The 23,327-nt window shown below is 39.1% G+C and carries 20 protein-coding genes and 11 tRNA genes; 20 read left to right on the top strand and 11 right to left on the bottom strand.

Going from position 1 to position 23,327, the window contains the following annotated elements:
* Nucleotides 1-2: 2 nt before the first annotated feature.
* The 10 genes from H7U01_RS08930 to H7U01_RS08885 all read left to right on the top strand — a co-directional run bounded on the left by H7U01_RS08930 (nucleotide 3) and on the right by H7U01_RS08885 (nucleotide 839).
* A tRNA-Ile gene (locus tag H7U01_RS08930) sits at nucleotides 3-76 on the top strand.
* Between the two features lie 6 nt (nucleotides 77-82).
* Nucleotides 83-154, top strand: a tRNA-Glu gene (locus H7U01_RS08925).
* An 8-nt stretch (nucleotides 155-162) separates the two neighbouring features.
* A tRNA-Ser gene (locus H7U01_RS08920) sits at nucleotides 163-252 on the top strand.
* 9 nt (nucleotides 253-261) lie between these two features.
* A tRNA-Met gene (locus tag H7U01_RS08915) sits at nucleotides 262-335 on the top strand.
* A gap of 3 nt (nucleotides 336-338) precedes the next feature.
* Nucleotides 339-411, top strand: a tRNA-Phe gene (locus tag H7U01_RS08910).
* Nucleotides 412-425: 14 nt separating this feature from the next.
* Nucleotides 426-506 (top strand) — tRNA-Tyr (locus tag H7U01_RS08905).
* 5 nt (nucleotides 507-511) lie between these two features.
* Nucleotides 512-582: transfer RNA gene (locus H7U01_RS08900), tRNA-Trp, on the top strand.
* Nucleotides 583-593: 11 nt separating this feature from the next.
* A tRNA-His gene (locus H7U01_RS08895) sits at nucleotides 594-666 on the top strand.
* An 8-nt stretch (nucleotides 667-674) separates the two neighbouring features.
* Nucleotides 675-746: transfer RNA gene (locus H7U01_RS08890), tRNA-Gln, on the top strand.
* A 9-nt stretch (nucleotides 747-755) separates the two neighbouring features.
* Nucleotides 756-839, top strand: a tRNA-Leu gene (locus tag H7U01_RS08885).
* Between the two features lie 73 nt (nucleotides 840-912).
* Here H7U01_RS08885 and H7U01_RS08880 read toward each other — a convergent pair.
* From H7U01_RS08880 to H7U01_RS08860, 5 genes are read right to left on the bottom strand one after another with little or no spacing between them, the layout of a single operon-like run.
* On the bottom strand, nucleotides 913-2,046 hold the full coding sequence (locus H7U01_RS08880) for a tyrosine-type recombinase/integrase (RefSeq protein WP_004182166.1): 1,134 nt from the start codon (nucleotides 2,044-2,046) through the stop codon (nucleotides 913-915).
* A 3-nt stretch (nucleotides 2,047-2,049) separates the two neighbouring features.
* Nucleotides 2,050-2,244 carry a DUF3173 domain-containing protein gene (locus H7U01_RS08875; RefSeq protein ID WP_000598356.1) on the bottom strand — a complete coding sequence of 65 codons (195 nt, stop codon included), beginning with the start codon at nucleotides 2,242-2,244 and terminating at the stop codon, nucleotides 2,050-2,052.
* Nucleotides 2,245-2,303: 59 nt separating this feature from the next.
* On the bottom strand, nucleotides 2,304-2,690 hold the full coding sequence (locus H7U01_RS08870) for a hypothetical protein (protein ID WP_001096844.1): 387 nt from the start codon (nucleotides 2,688-2,690) through the stop codon (nucleotides 2,304-2,306).
* Nucleotides 2,691-2,692: 2 nt separating this feature from the next.
* Nucleotides 2,693-3,889, bottom strand: a complete 1,197-nt coding sequence (locus H7U01_RS08865; protein WP_004182182.1) for a replication initiation factor domain-containing protein — start codon at nucleotides 3,887-3,889, stop codon at nucleotides 2,693-2,695.
* Between the two features lie 40 nt (nucleotides 3,890-3,929).
* Nucleotides 3,930-4,403 (bottom strand): hypothetical protein, encoded by a 474-nt coding sequence (locus tag H7U01_RS08860; RefSeq protein WP_000182279.1) that lies wholly within the window; start codon nucleotides 4,401-4,403, stop codon nucleotides 3,930-3,932.
* A gap of 319 nt (nucleotides 4,404-4,722) precedes the next feature.
* Here H7U01_RS08860 and H7U01_RS08855 point away from each other — a divergent pair, with 319 nt between their 5' ends.
* A complete protein-coding gene (locus tag H7U01_RS08855) occupies nucleotides 4,723-5,169 on the top strand; it encodes a helix-turn-helix transcriptional regulator (RefSeq protein WP_000287814.1) in 447 nt (148 codons plus the stop codon).
* A 163-nt stretch (nucleotides 5,170-5,332) separates the two neighbouring features.
* Here H7U01_RS08855 and H7U01_RS08850 read toward each other — a convergent pair whose 3' ends face one another.
* On the bottom strand, nucleotides 5,333-5,659 hold the full coding sequence (locus H7U01_RS08850) for a DMT family transporter (protein ID WP_009732038.1): 327 nt from the start codon (nucleotides 5,657-5,659) through the stop codon (nucleotides 5,333-5,335).
* A gap of 596 nt (nucleotides 5,660-6,255) precedes the next feature.
* On the opposite strand from H7U01_RS08850, the gene H7U01_RS08845 reads away from it, so the two are divergent.
* The 5 genes from H7U01_RS08845 to H7U01_RS08825 all read left to right on the top strand — a co-directional run bounded on the left by H7U01_RS08845 (nucleotide 6,256) and on the right by H7U01_RS08825 (nucleotide 13,499).
* Nucleotides 6,256-10,650 (top strand): PolC-type DNA polymerase III, encoded by a 4,395-nt coding sequence (locus H7U01_RS08845; RefSeq protein ID WP_201041460.1) that lies wholly within the window; start codon nucleotides 6,256-6,258, stop codon nucleotides 10,648-10,650.
* A gap of 163 nt (nucleotides 10,651-10,813) precedes the next feature.
* Complete coding sequence (locus H7U01_RS08840) at nucleotides 10,814-12,055, top strand: aminopeptidase (protein WP_070576117.1); 1,242 nt, start codon at nucleotides 10,814-10,816, stop codon at nucleotides 12,053-12,055.
* A 19-nt stretch (nucleotides 12,056-12,074) separates the two neighbouring features.
* On the top strand, nucleotides 12,075-12,305 hold the full coding sequence (locus H7U01_RS08835; RefSeq protein ID WP_002889604.1) for a GlsB/YeaQ/YmgE family stress response membrane protein: 231 nt from the start codon (nucleotides 12,075-12,077) through the stop codon (nucleotides 12,303-12,305).
* 132 nt (nucleotides 12,306-12,437) lie between these two features.
* Nucleotides 12,438-12,866 (top strand): MarR family winged helix-turn-helix transcriptional regulator, encoded by a 429-nt coding sequence (locus H7U01_RS08830; protein ID WP_060973199.1) that lies wholly within the window; start codon nucleotides 12,438-12,440, stop codon nucleotides 12,864-12,866.
* Between the two features lie 87 nt (nucleotides 12,867-12,953).
* Entirely contained in the window at nucleotides 12,954-13,499 is a 546-nt protein-coding gene (locus H7U01_RS08825; RefSeq protein ID WP_201041459.1) for an NAD(P)H-dependent oxidoreductase, read from the top strand.
* An 87-nt stretch (nucleotides 13,500-13,586) separates the two neighbouring features.
* Here H7U01_RS08825 and H7U01_RS08820 read toward each other — a convergent pair.
* From H7U01_RS08820 to ahpC, 3 genes are all read right to left on the bottom strand, one after another.
* Nucleotides 13,587-13,657, bottom strand: a tRNA-Cys gene (locus H7U01_RS08820).
* Nucleotides 13,658-13,832: 175 nt separating this feature from the next.
* Nucleotides 13,833-15,365, bottom strand: coding sequence for an alkyl hydroperoxide reductase subunit F (ahpF, locus tag H7U01_RS08815; protein ID WP_201041458.1), 1,533 nt, complete (start codon nucleotides 15,363-15,365; stop codon nucleotides 13,833-13,835).
* A gap of 16 nt (nucleotides 15,366-15,381) precedes the next feature.
* Entirely contained in the window at nucleotides 15,382-15,942 is a 561-nt protein-coding gene (ahpC, locus tag H7U01_RS08810; RefSeq protein WP_064520680.1) for an alkyl hydroperoxide reductase subunit C, read from the bottom strand.
* Nucleotides 15,943-16,214: 272 nt separating this feature from the next.
* Between ahpC and rpsB the strand changes: the two genes are divergently transcribed.
* Both rpsB and tsf read left to right on the top strand, forming a co-directional pair.
* Nucleotides 16,215-16,982, top strand: coding sequence for a 30S ribosomal protein S2 (gene rpsB / locus H7U01_RS08805; RefSeq protein WP_002886342.1), 768 nt, complete (start codon nucleotides 16,215-16,217; stop codon nucleotides 16,980-16,982).
* Between the two features lie 110 nt (nucleotides 16,983-17,092).
* Nucleotides 17,093-18,133 (top strand): translation elongation factor Ts, encoded by a 1,041-nt coding sequence (gene tsf, locus H7U01_RS08800; RefSeq protein WP_002886343.1) that lies wholly within the window; start codon nucleotides 17,093-17,095, stop codon nucleotides 18,131-18,133.
* A gap of 108 nt (nucleotides 18,134-18,241) precedes the next feature.
* Here the strand turns inward: tsf and H7U01_RS08795 are convergent, their stop codons facing one another.
* Entirely contained in the window at nucleotides 18,242-18,712 is a 471-nt protein-coding gene (locus H7U01_RS08795) for a COG2426 family protein (protein WP_004182164.1), read from the bottom strand.
* A 317-nt stretch (nucleotides 18,713-19,029) separates the two neighbouring features.
* Here H7U01_RS08795 and H7U01_RS08790 point away from each other — a divergent pair, with 317 nt between their 5' ends.
* On the top strand, nucleotides 19,030-19,485 hold the full coding sequence (locus tag H7U01_RS08790; RefSeq protein ID WP_014633783.1) for a CtsR family transcriptional regulator: 456 nt from the start codon (nucleotides 19,030-19,032) through the stop codon (nucleotides 19,483-19,485).
* Complete coding sequence (locus H7U01_RS08785; RefSeq protein ID WP_064520679.1) at nucleotides 19,486-21,936, top strand: ATP-dependent Clp protease ATP-binding subunit; 2,451 nt, start codon at nucleotides 19,486-19,488, stop codon at nucleotides 21,934-21,936.
* A 128-nt stretch (nucleotides 21,937-22,064) separates the two neighbouring features.
* Here the strand turns inward: H7U01_RS08785 and pbp3 are convergent, their stop codons facing one another.
* Nucleotides 22,065-23,321: a D-alanyl-D-alanine carboxypeptidase PBP3 gene (gene pbp3 / locus H7U01_RS08780; RefSeq protein ID WP_175063877.1), complete on the bottom strand. Its 1,257-nt coding sequence runs from the start codon at nucleotides 23,319-23,321 to the stop codon at nucleotides 22,065-22,067.
* Between the last annotated feature and the right edge of the window lie 6 nt (nucleotides 23,322-23,327).

Below are 23,327 nucleotides of genomic sequence, written 5' to 3'. Positions count from 1 at the left end.
TTGGGCGCGTAGCTCAGATGGTTAGAGCGCACGCCTGATAAGCGTGAGGTCGGTGGTTCGATTCCACTCGTGCCCATTATATGGTCCGTTGGTCAAGGGGTTAAGACACCGCCTTTTCACGGCGGTAACACGGGTTCGAATCCCGTACGGACTATATTTTATGGAGGATTACCCAAGTCCGGCTGAAGGGAACGGTCTTGAAAACCGTCAGGCGTGTAAAAGCGTGCGTGGGTTCGAATCCCACATCCTCCTTATAACTAACGCGGGATGGAGCAGCTAGGTAGCTCGTCGGGCTCATAACCCGAAGGTCGTAGGTTCAAATCCTGCTCCCGCAATTTGGCTCGGTAGCTCAGTTGGTAGAGCAATGGATTGAAGCTCCATGTGTCGGCGGTTCGATTCCGTCTCGCGCCATTTGTTTATATTTTGGAAGGGTAGCGAAGAGGCTAAACGCGGCGGACTGTAAATCCGCTCCTTCGGGTTCGGGGGTTCGAATCCCTCCCCTTCCATAGTAACGGGCATAGTTTAAAGGTAGAACTAAGGTCTCCAAAACCTTCAGTGTGGGTTCAATTCCTACTGCCCGTGTTAGTAAGGTGGCGAATGTGGTGAAGTGGTTAACACATCAGATTGTGGCTCTGACATTCGGGGGTTCGATTCCCCTCATTCGCCTATATTTTTGGGGTATAGCCAAGCGGTAAGGCAAGGGACTTTGACTCCCTCATGCGTTGGTTCGAATCCAGCTACCCCAGTTATACTTTGCCGGCGTGGCGGAATTGGCAGACGCGCTGGACTCAAAATCCAGTGTCCGCAAGGACGTGCCGGTTCGACCCCGGCCGCCGGTATAGTAAAAAAGACAAGGTTTTCGGACCTTGTCTTTTTTTCTCTGTTTTTGTTGAGTTACCAATTTTTTCCATTTTAAAATAAATCATCAAGTTTATTAGCCAATGTTTTCTGTTTGCTAGGGTACAAATGAGAATAAGTATCAATTGTTGTTGTAATAGATGCGTGTCCTAATCTTTCTTTGACAACAAGATAATCTTCTCCTTGATTTATAAGTAATGATGCATGAGAGTGTCTTAAATCATGAATTCTTATTTTCTTTAAATCTTTATCCCTTTCTAGTATTTGCTTAAACTTCTTATCAATCATATTTTTTGTAATTGATATTGGTGTACTCTGTATTATTTGAAGTTCTTCAGTATTTTTCGTAAATTCCTCAAGTTTTTCTTTTTGTTTTACTTTCCAATCTATTAGCATTTCTGCTAATTTCTGATTTATTGTTATATTTCTAGTTCCTGATCGTGTTTTTGTTGTATTAATGTAGCTTGTATTATTAACAAAGTATACCGTTTTGGTAACGTAAATCGTATTTGTTAAAAGATTTATATCATTCCAGTTCAATGCGAGGATTTCTCCCATTCTCATTCCAGTAAAGAAAGCAATTACGAAAAACAGGTCATAACTTATTTCATCATCTCGAATAAGTCCTCTAAATCTCGTGAATTCTTCTATACTCCAAAATTTAATATCAGGCTTCCTAATTGGTAATTTTCTCAGATTCTTAACTGGATTTTTATCAATGAGTGATTTTCTTATACCAGTATCAAAAATTTTTTTAAGTAGAATCAGAACCTTATTAATTGTATTATAGCTTAAAACTTCATTTTCATTTTGTTTTTTAGGTTTTGTTTTTAGGTATTCACGAAATTCGAATATATGGTCATACGTTAATTTATTTAAATTTGTATTTTTAAAATATGGCTTAATATGACGCTCATAATTATTTCTTTGTGTACTTGTGTAGCTTACTTTTCTGCCATTTTTCAAATCATCTTCTTCAAGTAAGTCGAATAACATATCCGTTGTTACTACAAAGTCAAATTGTTTTTCTTTTAATTCTACAACTCTAATATGTTGTTCAAGTTCTAGGGCTTCCTTTTTAGATTTTAATCCTTTACGAATAATACGTATTCTTTTTTGTGTGACTGGGTGGAAACCGTTAGAAACATCAACAGTCCATTTACCACTTTTAGTTTTACGAATAGTCATTCATTATGCTTCTTTCTGGAGTTCAATTCCTAGTAGTTCTTCAGCGACACTGGCTGGAATTGTACCAATCCGTTTGTTATCGTAGATATTAAAACCACGATTCACTAATAGTAATTTGCCAGTATGGATAATCTTTCTTGCAGTTCCTGGAGCAAATCCAAGTTCGATAAGGTCATCTTTTGTTACAGTTTTAATCATGTGCTCTCCTTTTCTAATTAGATTAAGTACGGGGAGGATTAACTCCCCTTGTCTTATACTTATTTTTGTTTTACATCTACTAAATGGATAGCATCCGCCTTGTAATACATCGTTGAACTAATCATAGTAGCTTGTAAATTGTCAAATGTAACTGGTACTTGATCCATTGCTTGGATATAGTCATTATCGACTAAAGCTTCTGGATTGTCTACTGAGACTTGGGTTGATTTCTTTTTGAATTGTCCATCCTTGATCGTTACATTGTATTTCCAACCAATGATTTTATCGGTATTAAAACGTCTTTCGCTACCATCTCGGTTTTTGATAATTTCTCCGTTTGCATCTGCTCGGACTTCCGTTTCAAATTTTGGAATGACTTCATCCAATTCAAATTTTGTTCCAATGTTATTGAAATTCCAGTCATTTTGTGAGAGCATTTTTGCCATATTTAATTTCTCCTTTTGATATTTTCTTTGATTGTAGGGATTAAATCTTCTCTTTTAAAGAGAATTGCCCTTTCTATTAATCCACTTGCTAAATCTGGTGGATATTCCATATTGTTGAGTGCGAGATAGTTAGATTTCTCATACTCATGCAGTAAGTTATTGTCGTATAGAAATTTATACGCTTTTAGAATAGCTCCAGAACCTTTATAGGTAAACCATTCTAATTTTTGTTCTAGTTCTGTCTTTGGTTTTGAAATAATGATAGAGACAGGTTTTGAGTGACCTAAAAACTTTTCCCAAGATCTCAAAGGTTTTGAGAAGTGACTATCACTATAGAACCTCACTTTTTCTTTGAGGTATCCCTTGGTAAAGTTAAGAAGATCTATTTCTGAATGCAACCATTCTTGAATGAAGTAGTGAGCTTTTGCTTTCCTAAGTTCTAACTCAGTTCTTATCCAATTTTCTATATACCGCTTGCTGATCCCGAGCTTTTCAGCTTGTTCTAAGCGCTTATCGTAAATTCTAAGTCTTTCATCATCATTGGGTTTTCTTAAATATAAGGTCTGACCGATCGTTTCATCTCCGTAGGTATTGTAGTAGGTGCTTTTTCCATATAGAAAGCGTTTCTTCTGACAAATCTTTAGAAGTTGATTAGGAGTGAAATAGGGTGTTTCATTAAAATCATCTATTGCAATATCAATTCGTCTTACTGAAAAATGAATGTAATTGTAGTAGAGGTTGTTCAGAAACTGTCTTTCGGAGAGACTATTTGGATCTAATACCATATCTCTATAGAACTCTAGTGCCTGTCCTGACATGACAAGCATGTAGGACGACTCTTTCGATCCATAGTAGATACGGATATTCCCATAATGAAGCTGGCTATCATAGTTATAGTATTTAAGGCTCCCCTTATTCTCAATAAATAGGTCAAAGTCAAGAAATAGGATATCTTCGATTATTTCTTTTGGCGAAAATTCAGTCTTATCAAACTGAATTTGAATCCAGTCAAATACAGAACGTAAATGCTCATTTTTTGCCATAGATTTTGATTCAACTTTTTGCCTAATTTTGCCACCCTTAAAATCTCCAAAACCCTTGGTAATACTGAATTTTTTCGATGGTACACCTAACTTGCAGAGGGTGGTGTTACTACACACCCTATCGGTCAAAAATGGTCCGTCCGCATCTACGCTCATTTTCGGCTTTCTGCCTCATGGCTCAGCCGAAAACTCGCTATTAGCCGAACCTATTTTTTGACCTCTTGTTAACAAACCCTAGTAAGCCGGTTTGCATCGACTCTTCAATATCTTGGATTTTCTTTTTTAGGTTGGAATTCTCAATTTTTATCAGTCGCATTTCTCGCTTAAATTCCTGTTTTAAGGCGCTCAGTTCATCGTAGAGCTCATCTATTACTTGGTTTAGGGATTCATGTTCATTGTCTGCTAGACTCCCAAATACGGCTTGTATAGCCTCTTTTAGACCTATTTCAAGTTTTAGTTTAGCTAACTTTTGAAATTGTCTAAGGTCTTCGTCTGTAAAATCATAGGCAACTGTATAACTTAATTGATGAGTTCTGGGATTTCTACTGATAGGAACTTTAATTTTCTTAAATTCCTTGCCACTTATCTCTTTAATCAGTTGAATCCAATTTTTAAGAGTAGAGGTAGAGTTTAGGCCAGAAATTTGATTGACTAACTCTTTATTGGTCATCTTTTTGTGAAACCTCCGAAATTTTCTTGTGCAACTGAAGAGTTTTCTGTGGTATAATTGTTACATAATATGTTTTGATCTTGGAACGAACGGCACATTTGTTTCAAGATTTTTTATTTTGTCGAATCCTACCTCCTTTATTAAAATTTTTTAAATCGACTACTAGTTACATACGCTTTTACCTCCTTTTATGCTATAATATTCTCAATGGAATATTCAATCTCAAAATAAATATTCCTTATGGAATAATTCTATTTTATACCGTTTAGAATATTTTGTCAAGCTAAAATATACGAATAAGAATATCTATAGGAGAATTATGTATACAGAGGATTATAAATTTTCAGAGAGGTTAAAAACTCTCAGAAAATCAAAAAAGTTAACTCAAGTACAAATATCGGAATTAATTGGAGTTCAACAAGGGACATATTCTCGGTGGGAGAATGGAACGTTAGAACCAGGATTAGAATTCGTTGTGAAATTAGCAAATATCTTTGGGACTACTACAGATTATTTGCTGGGACAAAAACCTTATTCAATTATCAGTAGTTTACCTCTAGAACAATTAGATCTTACCAATATTGCAAACTTTTCAAAGGATGAGTTTGATATTTTGAAACATTCAATAGCAGTTTCGGTGGCAAGAAATAAAATAAAGGCAACAGAACTAAAAGATAGAGTTATAGAAAAAAATCAGTTGTCAGAAAAAGATGCAGAACTTTTGAATAAGATTTTTGAAGAAGTTAAAACTTATTGGGAAAATTAGGAGGACGCTAGTCTTCAAAATTCCCTCCCAAAATGTGTCCAAAATATTGACAGAATTCTAGCTTTTCATTATAGTTCTTATGGAACTTTTTTTCTACAACAAAATAGGCTCCATAATATCCATAGGGGATTTACCCACTACAAATAGTATAGAGCCGGTTTTATTAATGTCCTGCATTTCCTAATAAGTTAACCATGACAACACCAATGATAATCAAAATTAAACCGATAATGCTATAAACATTTAGTGTTTCTTTGAAAATCATTACTGCGATAGAGGCTGTCAAAACTAAACCGACAGCTGACCATGTTGCATAAGCTATTCCTAAAGGAATTTTTTGCATTGCTAGTGAGAGGAAATAGAAACAAACGCCATAGCTAAGTAGGGCAGAAACGGTTGGAATAGGCTTTGTAAAACCGTCTGATAATTTCAAAAGGTTAGTTCCCAATATCTCTCCTACAATGGCGATAAAAAGATAAAAGTATGACATGTCTTTAACCTCCTATATGTCATGTTTTTGCTCTAAGAGCTATTATAGCTATCCGTTTTTTATAAATCTTGGCACAAGTCATGAGAATTTGTAGTAAAACTGTGGCAGACACTTTTTCAGAACCAATAGCTGATAAGTTTAGTATATCATAAGATAAATTTAAAAAAAAAAGTTTTGTTAGAAAATGAATTATCAAATTCTTGGGCTAAAGAGTTATTTTTGTTAAAATAATAAAAAACACTTACCCTAATTAAAGGAGAAAATAAAATGATTACATTAACTGTTAATCGTACAAGTGTCTTGAATACCTCTGGATGAATATAACCTGTTGGGACATATCGTCTATTCTCTGATGATGCTCTTAGAACGATAAGGTATGGAGTGTTACCAAAAAGTTACTAAAATTTGAAAAATGAGTCTATTTTGCAAGATTCAAAAGGCTTAAAACCCTATTAAATCAGGGTTGTAAGATTTAAATAATGGAGTTATGGAACTCAAAATCCAGTGTCCGCAAGGACGTGCCGGTTCGACCCCGGCCGCCGGTATAAGTTACACTCCTTTAGGAGTGTTTTTTTGTCTATAGGAGTTTAATTTTTATGTCTGATAAATTTCAGCTTCTCTTAAAACAAATTCGTTTTCCTGAGGAACACGATGCTTTTAAAGAAATTAAAGATGGTTCTATCGAAACAGTAAAACTATTTAAATCAAAACGGCAGTGGTTTTTTGTTTTTTCTTTTCGTAGTGTTCTTTCTTATGAGTCTTTTGTGCTTTTTGATAGTTTACTTCATTCTTCCTTCGATTCTTTAGGTGCCAAAGCTTCTTTTGAGATTCGTTTACTTTCTACTTCTTGTGATGATTCTTTACTTGGAGACTATTTTTCATATGCCTTAGATAGTTTAAAATTTTCTCACTTTTCTATTTATTCTTTATTCTCAAATCTAAAGGTTGAAATTTCAAATAATAGTATTTGTGTTAAGGCTCCAGCGCATATTATTAAAGAAAATTTACAGGATAGATTTATTTCTTTGATTTCTAAATCTCTTTCTCAAGTTGGTTTATCTGATGTATCAATTTCTGTTCTTGAAGATAAGGAAGCGTCATCTTCGATAGAAGAGGCTTACGAAACAAACAAGGTTTCTTTACAAGAACAAGCTGAATCTCAGGCAAGACAGGCTCTTCAATCAATTCTTGAGAGTGCTCCAGCACCGAAACCTGTGAACGAACTGGTCCAAAATTTTGCTGAGAAACAAAGTCAACGTCAAGCTAGTTTTGATAAGGCTGAAATAACGCCAATGGTTGATATTAATTCTGAAGAGAATCGTGTTGTTTTTGAAGGATATATTTTTGATGTAGAGCAACGTGAAACTAAGACGGGTCGAATTATTATTAATTTCAAGGTAACTGATTATACCTCTAGTTTTGCAATGCAGCGCTGGGTTAAAGATAGTAATGAGCTTGCTAAGTTCGATATGATAAAAAAAGGTAACTGGGTAAGAGTTCGCGGTCGTATTGAGAATAATCCTTTCACTCATAGTCTGACAATGAATGTACAAGATATCAAAGAGATTTCGCACACACCTCGCAAGGATTTGATGCCTGAGGGACAAAAGCGTGTGGAATTTCATGCACATACTAACATGTCGACTATGGATGCCATGCCAACTGTGGAAGAGCTTATTGATACTGCTGCTTCTTGGGGGCATCCAGCTGTTGCTATAACTGATCACGCTAATGTTCAGAGTTTTCCTCATGGCTACCATAGGGCTAAGAAAGCTGGTATTAAAGCTATTTTTGGTCTTGAAGCCAATCTTGTTGAGGATAAAGTTCCTATTGTTTATAATTCCCAGAATTTGGATTTAAAAGAAGCAACTTATGTTGTATTTGACGTAGAGACAACGGGCTTGTCTGCTGTTCATAATGATTTGATTCAGATTGCCGCATCAAAAATGCATAAAGGTAATATTATTGAGCAGTTTGATGAATTTATAGACCCAGGGCATCCTCTTTCTGCTTTTACTACTGAGTTGACAGGTATTACTGATAATCATGTAAAAGGTGCTAAACCTTTAGTCCAGGTTTTACAGGAGTTTCAAGAATTCTGTCAAGGAACTGTGCTAGTAGCCCATAATGCGACCTTTGACGTTGGTTTTATGAATGCCAATTATGAAAGACATCAGTTACCAACAATTTCACAACCAGTTATTGATACTTTAGAATTTGCACGAAATCTTTATCCTGAGTATAAGCGTCATGGTTTGGGTCCTTTGACGAAGCGGTTTGGTGTGGCTTTGGATCACCACCATATGGCCAATTATGATGCGGAAGCAACGGGCCGTTTGTTGTTTATCTTCATAAAAGATGTGTTTGATAAGCACGGTTTGACTAATTTGGAACAGTTGAACACGGATTTGGTTTCTGAAGATTCGTATAAAAAGTCTCGTGTTAAACATGCGACGCTGTATGTTCAGAATCAAACTGGCTTGAAGAATATCTTTAAGTTGGTAAGTTTATCAAATGTCTCATACTTTGAGGGGGTAGCACGTATTCCTCGTACGGTCTTAGATGAGTATCGTGAGGGAATCATTGTAGGTTCTGCTTGTGCTGATGGTGAGGTTTTTGATACGCTTCTGTCTCATGGTATTGAAAAGGCAGTTGAAGTTGCTAAATATTATGACTTTATTGAAGTTATGCCACCAGCGATTTATGCACCATTGATTGCGAAGGACTTAATTAAGGATGAGGTGGCTATAGAACAACTGATTCGAGATCTGATTGAAGTTGCTAATCGTCTGGACAAGCCTGTGCTTGCTACAGGAAATGTACATTATATCAATCCTGAGGATGCGATTTATCGTGAAATCATTGTTCGTGCTTTGGGACAAGGAGCAATGATTAATAGGCCAATCGGTAAGGGAGAAAATGCAAAACCTGCTCCTTTACCTGAAGCGCATTTTAGAACAACGAATGAGATGCTAGATGACTTTGCCTTTTTGGGAAAAGACTTAGCCTATGAAATTGTTGTAACTAATACGCAGGCTATGGCAGAACAAATTGAAGAGGTCGAGGTTGTCAAAAAAGACTTGTACACACCTTTCATTGATCGTGCGGAAGAACAGGTTGCGGAGATGACATATGCTAGAGCGTTTGAGCTCTATGGTAATCCTTTGCCTGATATTATTGATCTGCGAATTGAGAAAGAGTTGTCCTCAATTCTTGGTAATGGTTTTGCCGTAATTTACCTGGCTTCGCAGATGCTGGTTAACCGTTCAAATGAACGTGGGTACCTAGTTGGTTCGCGTGGATCTGTCGGTTCTAGTTTTGTTGCGACGATGATTGGAATTACTGAGGTTAATCCGATGCCGCCACACTATTTATGTCCTAAATGTCAACACTCAGAGTTCATTACAGATGGTTCTTATGGATCTGGCTTCGATTTGCCTGATAAGGAGTGTTCGGAATGTGGAACGGAGTATAAAAAAGATGGTCAGGATATTCCTTTCGAGACTTTCCTAGGTTTTGATGGGGATAAGGTTCCGGATATCGATTTGAACTTTTCCGGTGATGATCAACCATCAGCCCACTTGGATGTTCGTGATATTTTTGGAGAGCAATATGCTTTTCGTGCTGGAACAGTAGGTACTGTTGCAGATCGGACGGCTTATGGTTTTGTCAAAGGTTACGAACGTGACTACAATAAGTTTTACCGAGATGCCGAGGTCGACCGTTTAGCCATGGGGGCTGCTGGTGTTAAGCGAAACACAGGTCAGCACCCGGGTGGTATCGTTGTTATTCCAAATTATATGGATGTCTATGATTTCACACCTGTTCAATATCCGGCTGATGATGTAACGGCTGCTTGGCAGACAACTCACTTTAACTTCCACGATATTGATGAGAACGTGTTGAAGCTTGATATTCTGGGACATGATGATCCGACTATGATTCGTAAGTTGCAGGATTTATCAGGAATTGATCCCAAAGATATTCGAGCAGATGATCCAGATGTGATGAAACTTTTTTCAGGGACTGAAATTTTGGGGGTTACACCTGAACAGATTGGGACACCAACGGGAATGTTGGGAATCCCTGAGTTTGGGACTAACTTTGTTCGTGGTATGGTCGACGAGACGCATCCGACGACCTTTGCGGAACTCTTACAGTTATCTGGTTTGTCCCATGGTACAGACGTTTGGTTGGGTAATGCACAAGATTTGATCAAGGAAGGTATTGCCACTCTGAAAACCGTTATCGGTTGTCGTGACGATATCATGGTATACCTAATGCATGCGGGATTAGATCCTAAGATGGCCTTCACCATTATGGAACGTGTGCGTAAGGGAATGTGGTTGAAAATTTCTGAAGAAGAGCGAAATGGCTATATTCAAGCCATGCGTGAAAATAATGTTCCAGACTGGTATATTGAATCTTGTGGTAAAATCAAATACATGTTCCCTAAAGCCCATGCGGCAGCCTACGTTATGATGGCCCTGCGTGTAGCTTATTTCAAAGTGCACCATCCTATTTATTACTATTGTGCCTACTTTTCAATTCGAGCTAAAGCATTCGAGCTTAAAACGATGTCTGCGGGTCTTGATGCTGTTAAAGCTCGAATGGAAGATATTAAGGAGAAGCGCCAACGAAATGAAGCGACTAATGTTGAAAATGACTTATTTACGACGCTTGAGATTGTTAATGAAATGTTAGAACGTGGCTTTACCTTTGGCCAGTTAGATCTTTATAAGAGTCAGGCAACTGAATTTCTGATTGAAGGAGATACCTTGATTCCACCGTTTATTGCACTTGAAGGTTTGGGTGAGAACGTTGCTAAGCAAGTGGTTGCTGCGCGTGAAGAAGGGGAGTTCCTTTCCAAAACAGAATTGCGTAAACGAGGAGGTCTATCATCAACCCTAGTTGAAAAATTGGATGAAATGGGAATCCTAGGAAATATGCCAGAAGATAATCAATTAAGTCTTTTTGATGATTTCTTTTAATAGCTAAAGAGAATCGTCATCAACTTTGAGAGAATGGAGTCAGTCTCCGTTCTCTTTTTGTTTAGGGGTCTGCATGTGATGCTAAAAAGTCAAAGCTGAGAAGAAACCTTTTTCTTCGTCTTATGGTATACTGATAGAAAATTATAGTTTCGAGGAGTTAATCATGGTTTTACCAAATTTTAAAGAAAATCTTGAGAAATATGCTAAATTACTGGTTGCTAATGGGATTAATGTGCAACCTGGTCACACAGTGGCCTTGAGCATTGATGTAGAACAAGCAGAGCTAGCTCACCTCTTAGTAAAAGAAGCCTATGCTTTAGGAGCAGCTGAGGTAATTGTTCAATGGTCAGATGATATTATTAATCGCGAGCGCTTCTTGCATGCCGATATGGACCGCATCGAAGAGGTTCCTGCCTATAAAAAAGCTGAGATGGAATATTTGTTGGCCAAGAAGGCAAGTCGCTTAGGTGTTCGTTCATCAGATCCAGGTGCCCTTAATGGTGTAGCTCCTGAGCGTTTATCTGCTCATGCAAAAGCTACTGGAGTGGCCTTTAAACCTATGCAGGTGGCAACTCAGTCTAATAAGGTTAGTTGGACTGTAGCTGCTGCAGCTGGTAAGGAATGGGCTAAGAAGGTCTTTCCCGATGCTTCGAGTGATGAGGAAGCTGTAGATTTACTTTGGGACCAAATTTTCAAGACCTGTCGTGTTTATGAAGAGGATCCTGTACGTGCCTGGAAGGAACATGCTGACCGTTTGGATGCTAAGGCACGCCTACTCAATGAGGCACAATTCTCAGCCTTGCATTACCAAGCACCTGGAACAGATTTGACTCTAGGGTTGCCTAAAAATCACGTTTGGGAGTCTGCAGGTGCCATCAATGCGCAAGGTGAAGGCTTTCTTCCTAATATGCCAACAGAAGAAGTCTTTACGGCACCAGATTTTCGTCGTGCAGATGGCTATGTCTCAAGTACAAAGCCTCTAAGTTACAATGGCAATATTATTGAGGGAATCAAGGTAACCTTCAAAGACGGTGAAATTGTAGATATCACAGCGGATCAAGGTGATGAAGTGATGAAGAATCTCGTATTCAACAATAATGGGGCGCGTGCTCTAGGTGAATGTGCTTTGGTACCAGATCCAAGTCCTATTTCACAGTCAGGCATCACTTTCTTTAACACTCTTTTTGATGAGAATGCATCCAACCACCTAGCTATTGGAGCAGCCTATGCTACCAGTGTTGAGGGAGGGGCAGACATGACAGAAGAGGAGCTTAAGGAAGCTGGTCTTAATCGTTCTGATGTACACGTAGATTTTATGATTGGTTCAAATCAAATGGATATTGATGGTATCTGCCAAGATGGTAGTCGTGTACCAATCTTCCGAAATGGGGATTGGGTAATCTAAGTATGATGGAGAATTTATCATGATTGGAAGTATGATAGTTGGTTTTCTAATTGGCCTTATTGCTTCTGCTATATCAAATAGGGGTGAACGTATGGGCTGTATTGGCAAGACCTTTGTTGGATGGCTAGGTGCTTTTGTTGGTCAGCTTCTTTTTGGAAATTGGGGACCGATGTTAGCAGATACTGCTATAGTCCCTTCGGTGCTAGGTGCTGTTATCTTATTAGCCCTTTTTTGGAATCGTAATAGTTAGAAATGAAAGAGTTCTGAGGTATTGGTTAGATATCTAAGGACTCTTTTTTCTTATTTTTTCATTTTCATATACCACTTTTAGAAAAACTGTGGTAGAGTAATAAAAACAGCATCTATTTGGAAAGGACTAGAAATGAGCGACTTAGATAAAAATATGGCTGTAAAAAGTATGGTAGTTATGCGTAAGGCTTTTCGTACCATCGATGCCAAGGTTTCTGAGACCTTTAAAGAATTTAATTTGACACCAACTCAATTTGGAGTCATGGACGTGCTAAATGCCAAAGGACGTATGAAGATTGGCGAATTAATTGATCGCATGCTTGCTACCTCCGGTAATATGACTGTCGTCATTAAAAATATGGAGAAAAAAGGCTGGCTGACGCGAGAAGCCTGCCAAACAGATAAGCGTGCTTTCGAGGTTGATTTGACGGATGAGGGCCGTCGTATTATTCAAGCAGCAATCCCCCCACATCAGCAAGCTATTGAGGAGACTTTTTCCGTTCTGACACCTGAAGAGCAGGCACAGTTGGTAGAGCTACTGAAAAAATTTAAGAATGTCTGAGCATATTTCTTTATATTTCTAATGAAATCACATATATTACTATGTAGTACTAATTATTAATTGTTAGAAATACAAAGGAAATGTATCATGAAAAACATTCTATTTATCGTTGGGTCTCTTCGTAAGGGATCATTTAACCACCAATTAGCAGAAGAAGCTGAGAAAATGCTAGCTGATAAAGCTAATGTTTCTTATCTTGACTATAGTCAAGTACCTGTTTTTAATCAGGATTTAGAAAGTCCGGTTCTTCCTGTTTTGGCAGAAGTTCGAGAGCAGGTCTTGGTAGCAGATGCAATCTGGATTTTCTCACCGGTTTATAATTTCTCAATTCCTGGGCCAGTGAAAAATTTGCTTGACTGGTTGAGCCGCGCCCTTGACCTATCAGATCCTTCAGGACCATCAGCTCTTCAAGATAAGATTGTAACCGTGTCATCAGTTGCTAATGGTGGTCACAATCAACTTTTTGATGTCTACAAAGAATTGTTACCATTTATCCGTACCCAAGTGGTTGGTGATTTTACAGCGACAGGTGTAAATGATACAGCATGGGTGGATGGAAAATTCGTAGCAACAGCAGAAGTTCTTGAAAGCCTTCAGAATCAAGCAGAGGCTTTGGTTGAAGCCATTAAATAAGAATAACGAATACCCGAGGTTTCTAGCTTCGGGTATTTTTATATGCAATAATGAAAAAAGACACCCTAAGGTGTCCTCGTATTATGAAGGCGGTAGACGGATTTGAACCGACGATCAAGCTTTTGCAGAGCCGTGCCTTACCACTTGGCTATACCGCCATAACAGATACCATTCTATCGAAAAAACAAAGATTCGTCAAGTCTCTTTCATCAAATTGGCTGGTTGATTGTTCAAACTGCCTATTTACAAGAAATATAAAGAGGCTGAAAGACATTCAACCTCTTTATATTTCTTGTAATTGTTGTAGATAGATTACTAACACGTATGTTTTGATTATTGTCTAATCAAGTAATCAAAGGCTCCGATAGCAGCTGTAGCACCAGATCCCATGGAAATAATGATTTGTTTGTAGGCGCTGTCAGTACAGTCACCTGCGGCAAAAATACCAGGGATATTTGTTGAACCAAATTTATCAACGATAATTTCTTGGCGTTCATTGAGTTCAATACCACTGTCTTTGAGCCAAGCAGTACTTGGTACAAGACCAATTTGGACAAAGACACCTTCAAGATTAAGATGTTTTTCTTCGTTTGTATCACGCTCAACGTAACTCAAACCAGTCACATGATCTTGACCAAGAATTTCTTTGGTTGCAACGTTCTTAAGAATGGTTAGATTATCAGTTTTAGCAGCTCGTTCTTGTAAGACTTGATCTGCCTTCAATTCAGGCAAGAACTCTAAGACTGTAACGTGTTTAGTAATACCCGCTAAATCCAAAGCAGCTTCCAAACCTGAGTTACCACCACCGATAACAGCAACGTCTTTTCCTTCAAATAGAGGACCATCACAGTGTGGACAGTAAGTAACCCCTTTATTGCGGAATTCATCTTCACCAGGAACGTTGATATTACGCCATTTGGCTCCGAGAGCTAGGATAGCCGTTTTAGATTTTAGAACGGCACCGTTAGCCAGTGTCACTTCAATAAGTTCTTTCTTTTCGATGCCAGTAGCTAATTGACTTTTGATGATATCAACATTGTAAGATTTTGTATGCTCTTCAACTTGGGCCATTAACTTAGGACCTTCTGTATATAGCGTACCAATCATGTTCTCAATACCAACTGTCTCGATAACTTGTCCACCAAAAGTTTCTGCTAAAAGCCCAGTTTTAAGCCCTTTACGAGCAGCGTAAATTGCAGCACTGTTTCCAGCAGGACCACCACCAATAACCAAGACATCATAGACACCTTTATCAGCGAAAGCCTCAGCTTCAAGTGGTCCGTCCAACTTTTCTACAAGCTGTTCAATGGTTGCACGACCAGAAGTAAATTCTTCTTGGTCTTTGTAAACCGTAGGAACAGACATGATACCTTTGGCTTTGACCTCATCTTGATACATACCACCTTCAATCATGGTGTGGGTGATATTGGGGTTTAAAACAGCCATTATATTAAAGGCTTGAACAACGTCTGGACAATTGTGACAGGTTAGTGAAACATAAGTTTCTAAATCGATGGTTTTATCAATCTTCTTGATACGTTCGATAGTGTCATCATCAACTTTAGGTGGACGACCAGAAACTTGCAAGAGAGCTAAAATGAAAGATGTGAATTCGTGGCCCATTGGTAAGCCTGAGAAAATAACACGACTTTTTTTCCCTTTTTGTGCAATACCAAAACTAGGTTGACGTTTTAAATGTGTTGATTCAAGACTAATGCGGTCAGACATAGCGACAATCTCGTCTAGAAATTCTTTTACTTTACGAGAATTATCATCATCCCCTAAATCTGTTTGTAATACAATATCAGATTCTAGTAAATTTAAATACTGCGCTAATTGTGTCTTGATTTCTTTATCTAAGACCATGGATACCCCCTGGTTGTTAAATTTTACCTACAAGATCTAAGCTAGGAGTAAGTGTTTCAGCTCCTTCTTTCCATTTGGCTGGACAAACTTCACCTGGATGTTGACGAATATATTGAGCAGCACGAACTTTATCAATAAGAGTGCTTGCATCACGTCCAATACCATCAGCGTTGATTTCCATCATTTGGATAACGCCATCTGGATCAATGATAAATGTACCACGTTGTGCGAGGCCATCTTCTCCAAGAACATCAAAACCTTGTGAGATGTGGTGTGAAGGATCTCCAATCATAGGATAAGTAATAGTTCCAACAACATCTGAGTCATCATGCCAAGCTTTGTGAACAAAGTGAGTATCAGTAGAGACAGAGTAAACCTCTACACCAAGAGATTTAAGAGTTTCATATTGTTCTTGAAGGTCACCGAGTTCAGTTGGGCAGACAAATGAGAAATCTGCAGGGTAGAAGCAGAAAACAGCCCATTTTCCCTTAACATCTTCATCTGTAACAGTAATGAATTCCCCGTTGTGGTAAGCTTGTGCTGAAAATTCAATAATTTCTTTTCCGACTAATGACAAAATAATGTCCTCCTCTATTTTTGATAGCCTAATTATAAACAAAATACTTATCAACCTCAAAGAAAACGATTGCAATTTTAATGCGGGTAATTTTTTTCTAATGATTAGCCTGATTTTAGAGCTTGTCAAATGTCACTTTTTTTGATAAACTACTATAGTTGCGTAAAGTGACAAATACTCATTCTAAGCCGATTGTGGTCTTGTTGCCGCAGGGTGGGACTGCAAGTCTAAAGCTTAGAAGAGGAAAAAACAATTTTTAAGGAGAAATACTCATGGCAGTAATTTCAATGAAACAACTTCTTGAGGCTGGTGTTCACTTCGGTCACCAAACTCGTCGCTGGAATCCTAAGATGGCTAAGTACATCTTCACAGAACGTAACGGAATCCACGTTATCGACTTGCAACAAACTGTAAAAATGGCTGATACAGCTTACGAATTCGTTCGTGAAGCAGCGGCTAACGATGCAGTAATCTTGTTCGTTGGTACTAAAAAACAAGCAGCTGAAGCAGTAGCTGAAGAAGCAACTCGTGCTGGTCAATACTACATCAACCACCGTTGGTTGGGTGGTACTCTTACAAACTGGGATACTATCCAAAAACGTATCGCTCGTTTGAAAGAAATCAAACAAATGGAAGCTGATGGAACTTTCGAAGTTCTTCCTAAGAAAGAAGTTGCACTTCTTAACAAACAACGTGCACGTCTTGAAAAATTCTTGGGTGGTATCGAAGATATGCCTCGCATTCCAGATGTAATCTACATCGTTGACCCACACAAAGAACAAATCGCTGTTAAAGAAGCTAAAAAACTTGGTATCCCAGTTGTAGCGATGGTTGATACAAACGCTGATCCAGATGAGATCGATGTAATCATCCCAGCTAACGATGACGCTATCCGTGCCGTTAAATTGATCACTTCAAAAATGGCTGATGCTATCATCGAAGGTAACCAAGGTGAAGATGCTTCTGCAGATTTCCAAGAAGCAGCTGCAGCTGATTCAATCGAAGAAATCGTTGAAGTTGTCGAAGGTGACAACAACTAATCTTTAAGATTGGTTAGGGCTCGATGCCTACTAAAGATACGACAAACACCTAAGGGGCGGGGCTCAGCCCTGCCCCTTAGGTTGATAAAATAAATTTGGAGAAAAACAAAATGGCAGAAATTACAGCTAAACTTGTTAAAGAATTGCGTGAAAAATCTGGTGCTGGTGTCATGGACGCTAAAAAAGCATTGGTTGAAGTTGAAGGTGATATCGAAAAAGCGATTGAATTGCTTCGCGAAAAAGGTATGGCTAAAGCAGCTAAGAAAGCTGACCGTGTTGCAGCTGAAGGTTTGACGGGTGTTTACGTTAACGGTAACGTTGCAGCAGTTGTTGAAGTTAATGCTGAAACTGACTTCGTTGCGAAGAACGCTCAATTCGTTGAGTTGGTAAACGAAACAGCTAAAGTAATTGCTGAAGGTAAACCAGCTAACAACGAAGAAGCACTTGCATTGACTATGCCTTCAGGTGAAACTCTTGAAGCTGCATACGTAACTGCTACAGCTACTATCGGTGAAAAGATTTCATTCCGTCGTTTTGCAGTTGTTGAGAAAACTGATGCACAACACTTCGGAGCTTACCAACACAACGGTGGACGTATCGGTGTTGTTTCAGTTATCGAAGGTGGAGATGATGCTCTTGCAAAACAAATCTCAATGCACATCGCAGCGATGAAACCAACTGTTCTTTCATACACTGAATTGGACGAACAATTTGTTAAAGATGAATTGGCACAACTTAACCACGCTATCGATCAAGATAACGAAAGCCGTGCTATGGTTAACAAACCAGCTCTTCCACACCTTAAATATGGTTCTAAAGCCCAATTGACTGATGCTGTTCTTGCTCAAGCTGAAGAAGATATCAAAGCTGAGTTGGCTGCTGAAGGTAAACCAGAAAAAATCTGGGATAAAATCATCCCAGGTAAAATGGACCGCTTCTTGCTTGACAACACTAAAGTTGACCAAGCATACACACTTCTTGCTCAAGTTTACATCATGGACGACAGCAAAACAGTTGAAGCTTACCTTGAATCAGTAAACGCTTCAGTAGTAGAATTCGTTCGCTTTGAAGTTGGTGAAGGTATCGAAAAAGCATCTAACGACTTTGAATCAGAAGTTGCAGCTACAATGGCAGCAGCTCTTAACAACTAATTCTAGTTGCTAGATAAAAAGAAAAGAAGTTACGTGAATGAATCGTAACTTCTTTTTTGTTGCTATTAAAAAAACGTCTGAGCATGCCCCAGACGTTGAAAAAAGTAATTAATGAGCGAAGGTATTTACACCAAGTAGAAGAGAGAGTGTTCCCATGATGATACCTGCAAGGATAACCCCAAGCATAACAGCAATAACACTACGTTTAAAGTCCCAATCTAGGATAGATGCTGCTAGGGTACCAGTCCAAGCTCCTGTTCCTGGAAGCGGAATTCCCACAAAAAGGAGAAGGGCCCAGAAGACACCCTTATCTCCAGCAGCTTTTTCAAGTTTTTGGCCACCACTGTGACCTTTTTTAAGACACCAGGTAAAGAAGCCACCAATTAGAGGTTTATCTGCCCCCCATTCGAGGACACGGCGGGCGAAGAAGAAGATAATTGGAACTGGAATCATGTTCCCAATGACACAAAGAATTAGGGCTTGCCACCAAGGGATACCTGAGGCGATAGCAACAGGAACGGCTCCACGGAGCTCAACCAAAGGAATCATAGAGATTAAGAGTGCAATGATGTATTTCATGAGTAACCTTTCATAAGGGAATAAAATAAGAGATAAGACTCAAAATGACATGAGCTTTATCGAGAGTGATAAGACTAATACTACTGCGAAAGTGCTAGAAAGTACTTGTTGGATTAGGTGGGTCTCAGCCTGTTAAAGTGGATAGAAAATTTGAATCAAACACCTTAAGTTACCTAATATTTTAGTCTTATTTATTGTATCTTATATGGTCTCTAATGACAACTTTAAAAAGCTTTTTGAAGGTATAGTTTCCCATGAGCTGACATTTTTGGTATAATAATAGTCAGTTATAGTCAAATTAGACTGGAGGAATTAAGATGGCAAGAAATACATCAGATAGTATAGAAGAATATATTAAAGAATTGCTGGGCCAGTCTGGAATTGCTGAGATTCAACGCTCGAACTTAGCAGATACTTTTCAAGTTGTACCGAGTCAGATTAACTATGTTATTAAGACTCGTTTTACAGAAAGTCGTGGTTATATTGTTGAGAGTAAACGTGGAGGTGGCGGTTATATTCGTATCGTCAAGGTCAGATTCTCCGACAAGCACCACATGATTAATGATTTGCTTCAGAACTTAGCAGATCAGCTCAGCGAGCAGGTATTTACAGACTTGATTCAGTTGCTTTTTGATGAAAAAATCATCACTGAACGTGAGGGAAATTTGATTTTAGCAACTGCTAGTGATGATGTTTTAGGCGAAGATGCGGCTGCTATTCGTTCGCGTATTCTACGCTCGCTATTACTTAGATTGGATAGAAAAGGAAATTAGATGACGACATATTCAAGAAAAATGCAGGCCATTTTCCATCGTGCTCAGCTTGAGGCAGAGCGTTTTGGAAGTCCTTTCTTGGAGACTTGGCATGTGCTTCTGGCTATGGTTGAGGTTCCAGGATCTGTAGCCTACCTAACATTTACTGATTTTGAGGACCGTATTCGTGCGGAAGAGATTGAGACAGCCGCTGTACTAGCGATGGAGAAAAGTCCAAAAGACTTGTCTGAATCAGATATTATCGATTTACGTGCACAGTCGCATGCTTTAGAGGCTATGTTGCAAGAGGCAGAGGGAATTGCTGGTGTGACTGGTGCTGTAGAGGTAGGGTCTGAACATGTATTGATGGCCTTCCTCCTTCATAAGGATTTGATGGTTTGTCGTCTCCTTGAAGTTGCTGGTTTTCAATATAAGGATGACAGCGATAAGCCTCGTATTATCGATTTACGACGTTCTTTGGAGCGTTACGCAGGTCTTAGTAAGCAAGATTTGAAGGCCATTCATGACCTTCGTAAGCCTAAAAAATCAAAGGCATCAGGAAATTTTGCTAATATGATGCAGCCTCCTCAATCTTCTACTGGGGAACTGTCAGATTATACCAAAGACTTAACGGCAGTAGCCGAATCAGGTGCTCTTGATCCTGTTATTGGACGTGAGAAAGAAATTTCACGCATGATTCAGGTTTTGAGTCGTAAAACGAAGAATAACCCAGTTCTTGTAGGTGAAGCAGGTGTTGGTAAAACGGCACTTGCGCTTGGCTTGGCACAACGTATTGCTTCAGGCGAAGTACCTTTTGAGTTGGCTGATATGCGTATCTTAGAGCTTGATATGATGAGTGTGGTTGCAGGAACACGTTTCCGTGGCGATTTCGAAGAACGTATGAATCAGATCATTGATGAGATTGAAGCTGATGGAAAAATCATTCTCTTTATTGACGAATTGCATACGATTATCGGTTCTGGTTCAGGTATTGATAGTACCTTAGATGCGGCAAATATTTTGAAACCTGCTCTAGCACGTGGAACTCTTCATATGGTTGGAGCAACAACTCAAGCTGAGTACCAGAAGCATATTGAAAAAGATGCAGCTCTTTCTCGTCGTTTTGCTAAAATTACAATTGAGGAGCCAAGTGTAGCTGAGGCGATTGATATTCTAAAAGGCCTACGTTCGTCTTATGAAGACTATCATCGTGTAACGATTACTGATGAGGCAGTTGAGACAGCAGTCAAGGCAGCCCACCGTTATTTGACGAGTAAAAACTTACCCGACTCTGCCATTGATCTTTTAGATGAAGCGAGTGCAACTGTTCAAGGTTGTATCAAAAAAGAAGCCAAACGTGAGATAACGCCTTTGGATGAAGCACTTCTATCTGGTGATATGAAGGCTGCTGTTAAACAATATAAGGCTAGCCAAAAAGCAAAATTACCAAAACCTGCCTTGGTAGATGCAGATCAGATTATGCAAACCCTTAGTCGTCTATCAGGTATTCCTGTTGAGAAGATAACACAGGCAGATAGCAAGCGTTACTTGAATCTGGAAGCAGAGCTTCACAAACGTGTTATTGGTCAAGATGAAGCAGTTTCGGCGATTAGTCGTGCTATTCGTCGTAACCAGTCAGGTATTCGTACCGGAAAACGCCCGATTGGTTCCTTTATGTTCCTTGGCCCTACTGGTGTTGGTAAGACAGAATTGGCCAAGGCTTTGGCGGAAGTTCTCTTTGATGATGAGTCAGCTTTGCTTCGCTTTGACATGTCAGAATACATGGAAAAATTTGCGGCTAGCCGACTTAACGGTGCTCCTCCAGGTTATGTTGGATATGATGAGGGTGGTGAATTAACAGAGAAAGTTCGCAATAAGCCTTACTCAGTTCTCCTTTTTGACGAGGTGGAAAAGGCTCACCCAGATATTTTCAACATCCTCTTACAGGTTTTGGATGATGGTGTCTTGACAGATAGTCGAGGTCGTAAAGTCGACTTCTCAAATACCATTATCATTATGACTTCGAACTTGGGAGCGACTGCTCTTCGTGATGATAAGACCGTTGGTTTTGGAGCCCAAGACATTTCTCATAATCACCAAGCTATGCAGTCACGTATTATGGAAGAACTTAAGAAGGCCTACCGTCCAGAGTTTATCAACCGTATTGATGAGAAGGTTGTCTTCCATAGTCTTGAGGAAGAGCAACTTCGTGAGATTGTCAAGATTATGGTGAAACCGTTGGTATCAGCTTTGGCTGAAAAAGGGATTGACTTGAAATTCCAACTAGCTGCCCTTAAGCATTTAGCTAAAGATGGCTATGATGTTGAGATGGGTGCCCGCCCATTACGTCGTACGATTCAAACTCAAGTGGAGGACAGGTTATCTGAGCTCTTACTAGGTGGCCAAGTAGTTAGTGGACAAACTCTTAAAATCGGCTGCTCGAAAGATAAATTAACCTTTACAGTAGTGTAAAAATCAAACAAAAAGACAGATTACAGGTGTAGTCTGTCTTTTTTTGTGTCAATAGGAGTCAAGATAGAGTCAATCTTTCTGTAAAGATGGGGTAAAAGAAAAAGCCGAGCAAAGCTCGACTGTAATAATTAGAGTTTTTCGTTGACAAAGTTGACAAAGTGATTCCACCAGACCTTGAGGAAGAAGCTTTTCTTAACTTCTTTACCAGCAACCAGTTCCATGCTAGGCATACCCTGGTTAGGCAAGTAACCTTCTCCTACAAGTGATTTATCTTCAAAGGTAGCAGTTCCAACCTTGTCACTTGAGTTGACAGGGGCTTGGACTTGATTTGTAGTAACTTTAATATGTTTACTATTGTTAGTATCTATTTTTTGGATGATATTAAAGTCAGACTTAGCAACAGCAGTGACTTGCTTAGATTTACCATCAAGGACATTGGCTTGGCTTTTACCAATAGCTTGTCCTTTTTTGGCAATGGTCTTGCTTTCCCAATGATAGACTACGTAGTTAAGTAGGTCATTGGTTGCAGTGAAACGGGCGTAATCATCAGTATCGGTATTATCAGCATTCAAAATGACTGTGATAATGCTCATGCCGCTTTCATTTGAGTGGGCCACGAAGGAAGCACCGGCTAAATCAGTGGTCCCTGTTTTTAGGCCATCTACACCTTTACGGTAACTAGGTTGTCCCTTGAGCATATAGTTGAAGGTTTTGAGTTTGTTGACACCATCAAAATCAGCTTCAGTTTTTTTAGTGATGTCGAGAATTTCAGGATATTCTTTTACCACGTGTTGTGCAATGATAGCAACATCTTTAGCACTCATGGTATTTTCTTCGTCTGATTTAGAGCCTGGATAGATATTGTCACCTAAGTAAGAATTATTGAGACCAGAGGCATTGACAATCTTGGCATCAGTGATACCCCAATCTTTAAGTTGGGCTTTCATCATGTCGACAAACTTACTTTCGGTTCCTCCGATTTCCTCGGCTAGAGCAATCGATGCACTATTGGCACTGGAAATAAGAGTTGCGTCAAGAAGTTGTTTGACAGTGTATTTGCGGGCATCTAGTGGGATATTGGATACTCCGGCACTGACAGTTAGTTCAAAGGGGTAGTCAGAAATATCAACTTTGCTGTTCCATTTGAGGTCTCCTTGATCTACCGCTTTATAAACCATGTAGGCTGTTAGGAGCTTGGTAATAGAGCCAATCCCTGTAGAAGTGGTTGCATCTTTTTCGTATAAAATTTTGCCAGTAGTAGCTTCGACAGCGATGGCATGTTTGGCTGCGGCATCATATCCTTTTTTCTTATCTGCTGCAAAAGCAGGGGCTACGCTTCCCAGACAGAGTAAGAAGGTCATCATAAGCGTAATCAGTTTTTTCATGGTTTG

The organism is Streptococcus sp. 21.1 (assembly GCF_016648635.1).
Taxonomy (GTDB): Bacteria; Bacillota; Bacilli; order Lactobacillales; family Streptococcaceae; genus Streptococcus.
This window is presented reverse-complemented; position numbering and strand designations above follow the sequence as displayed.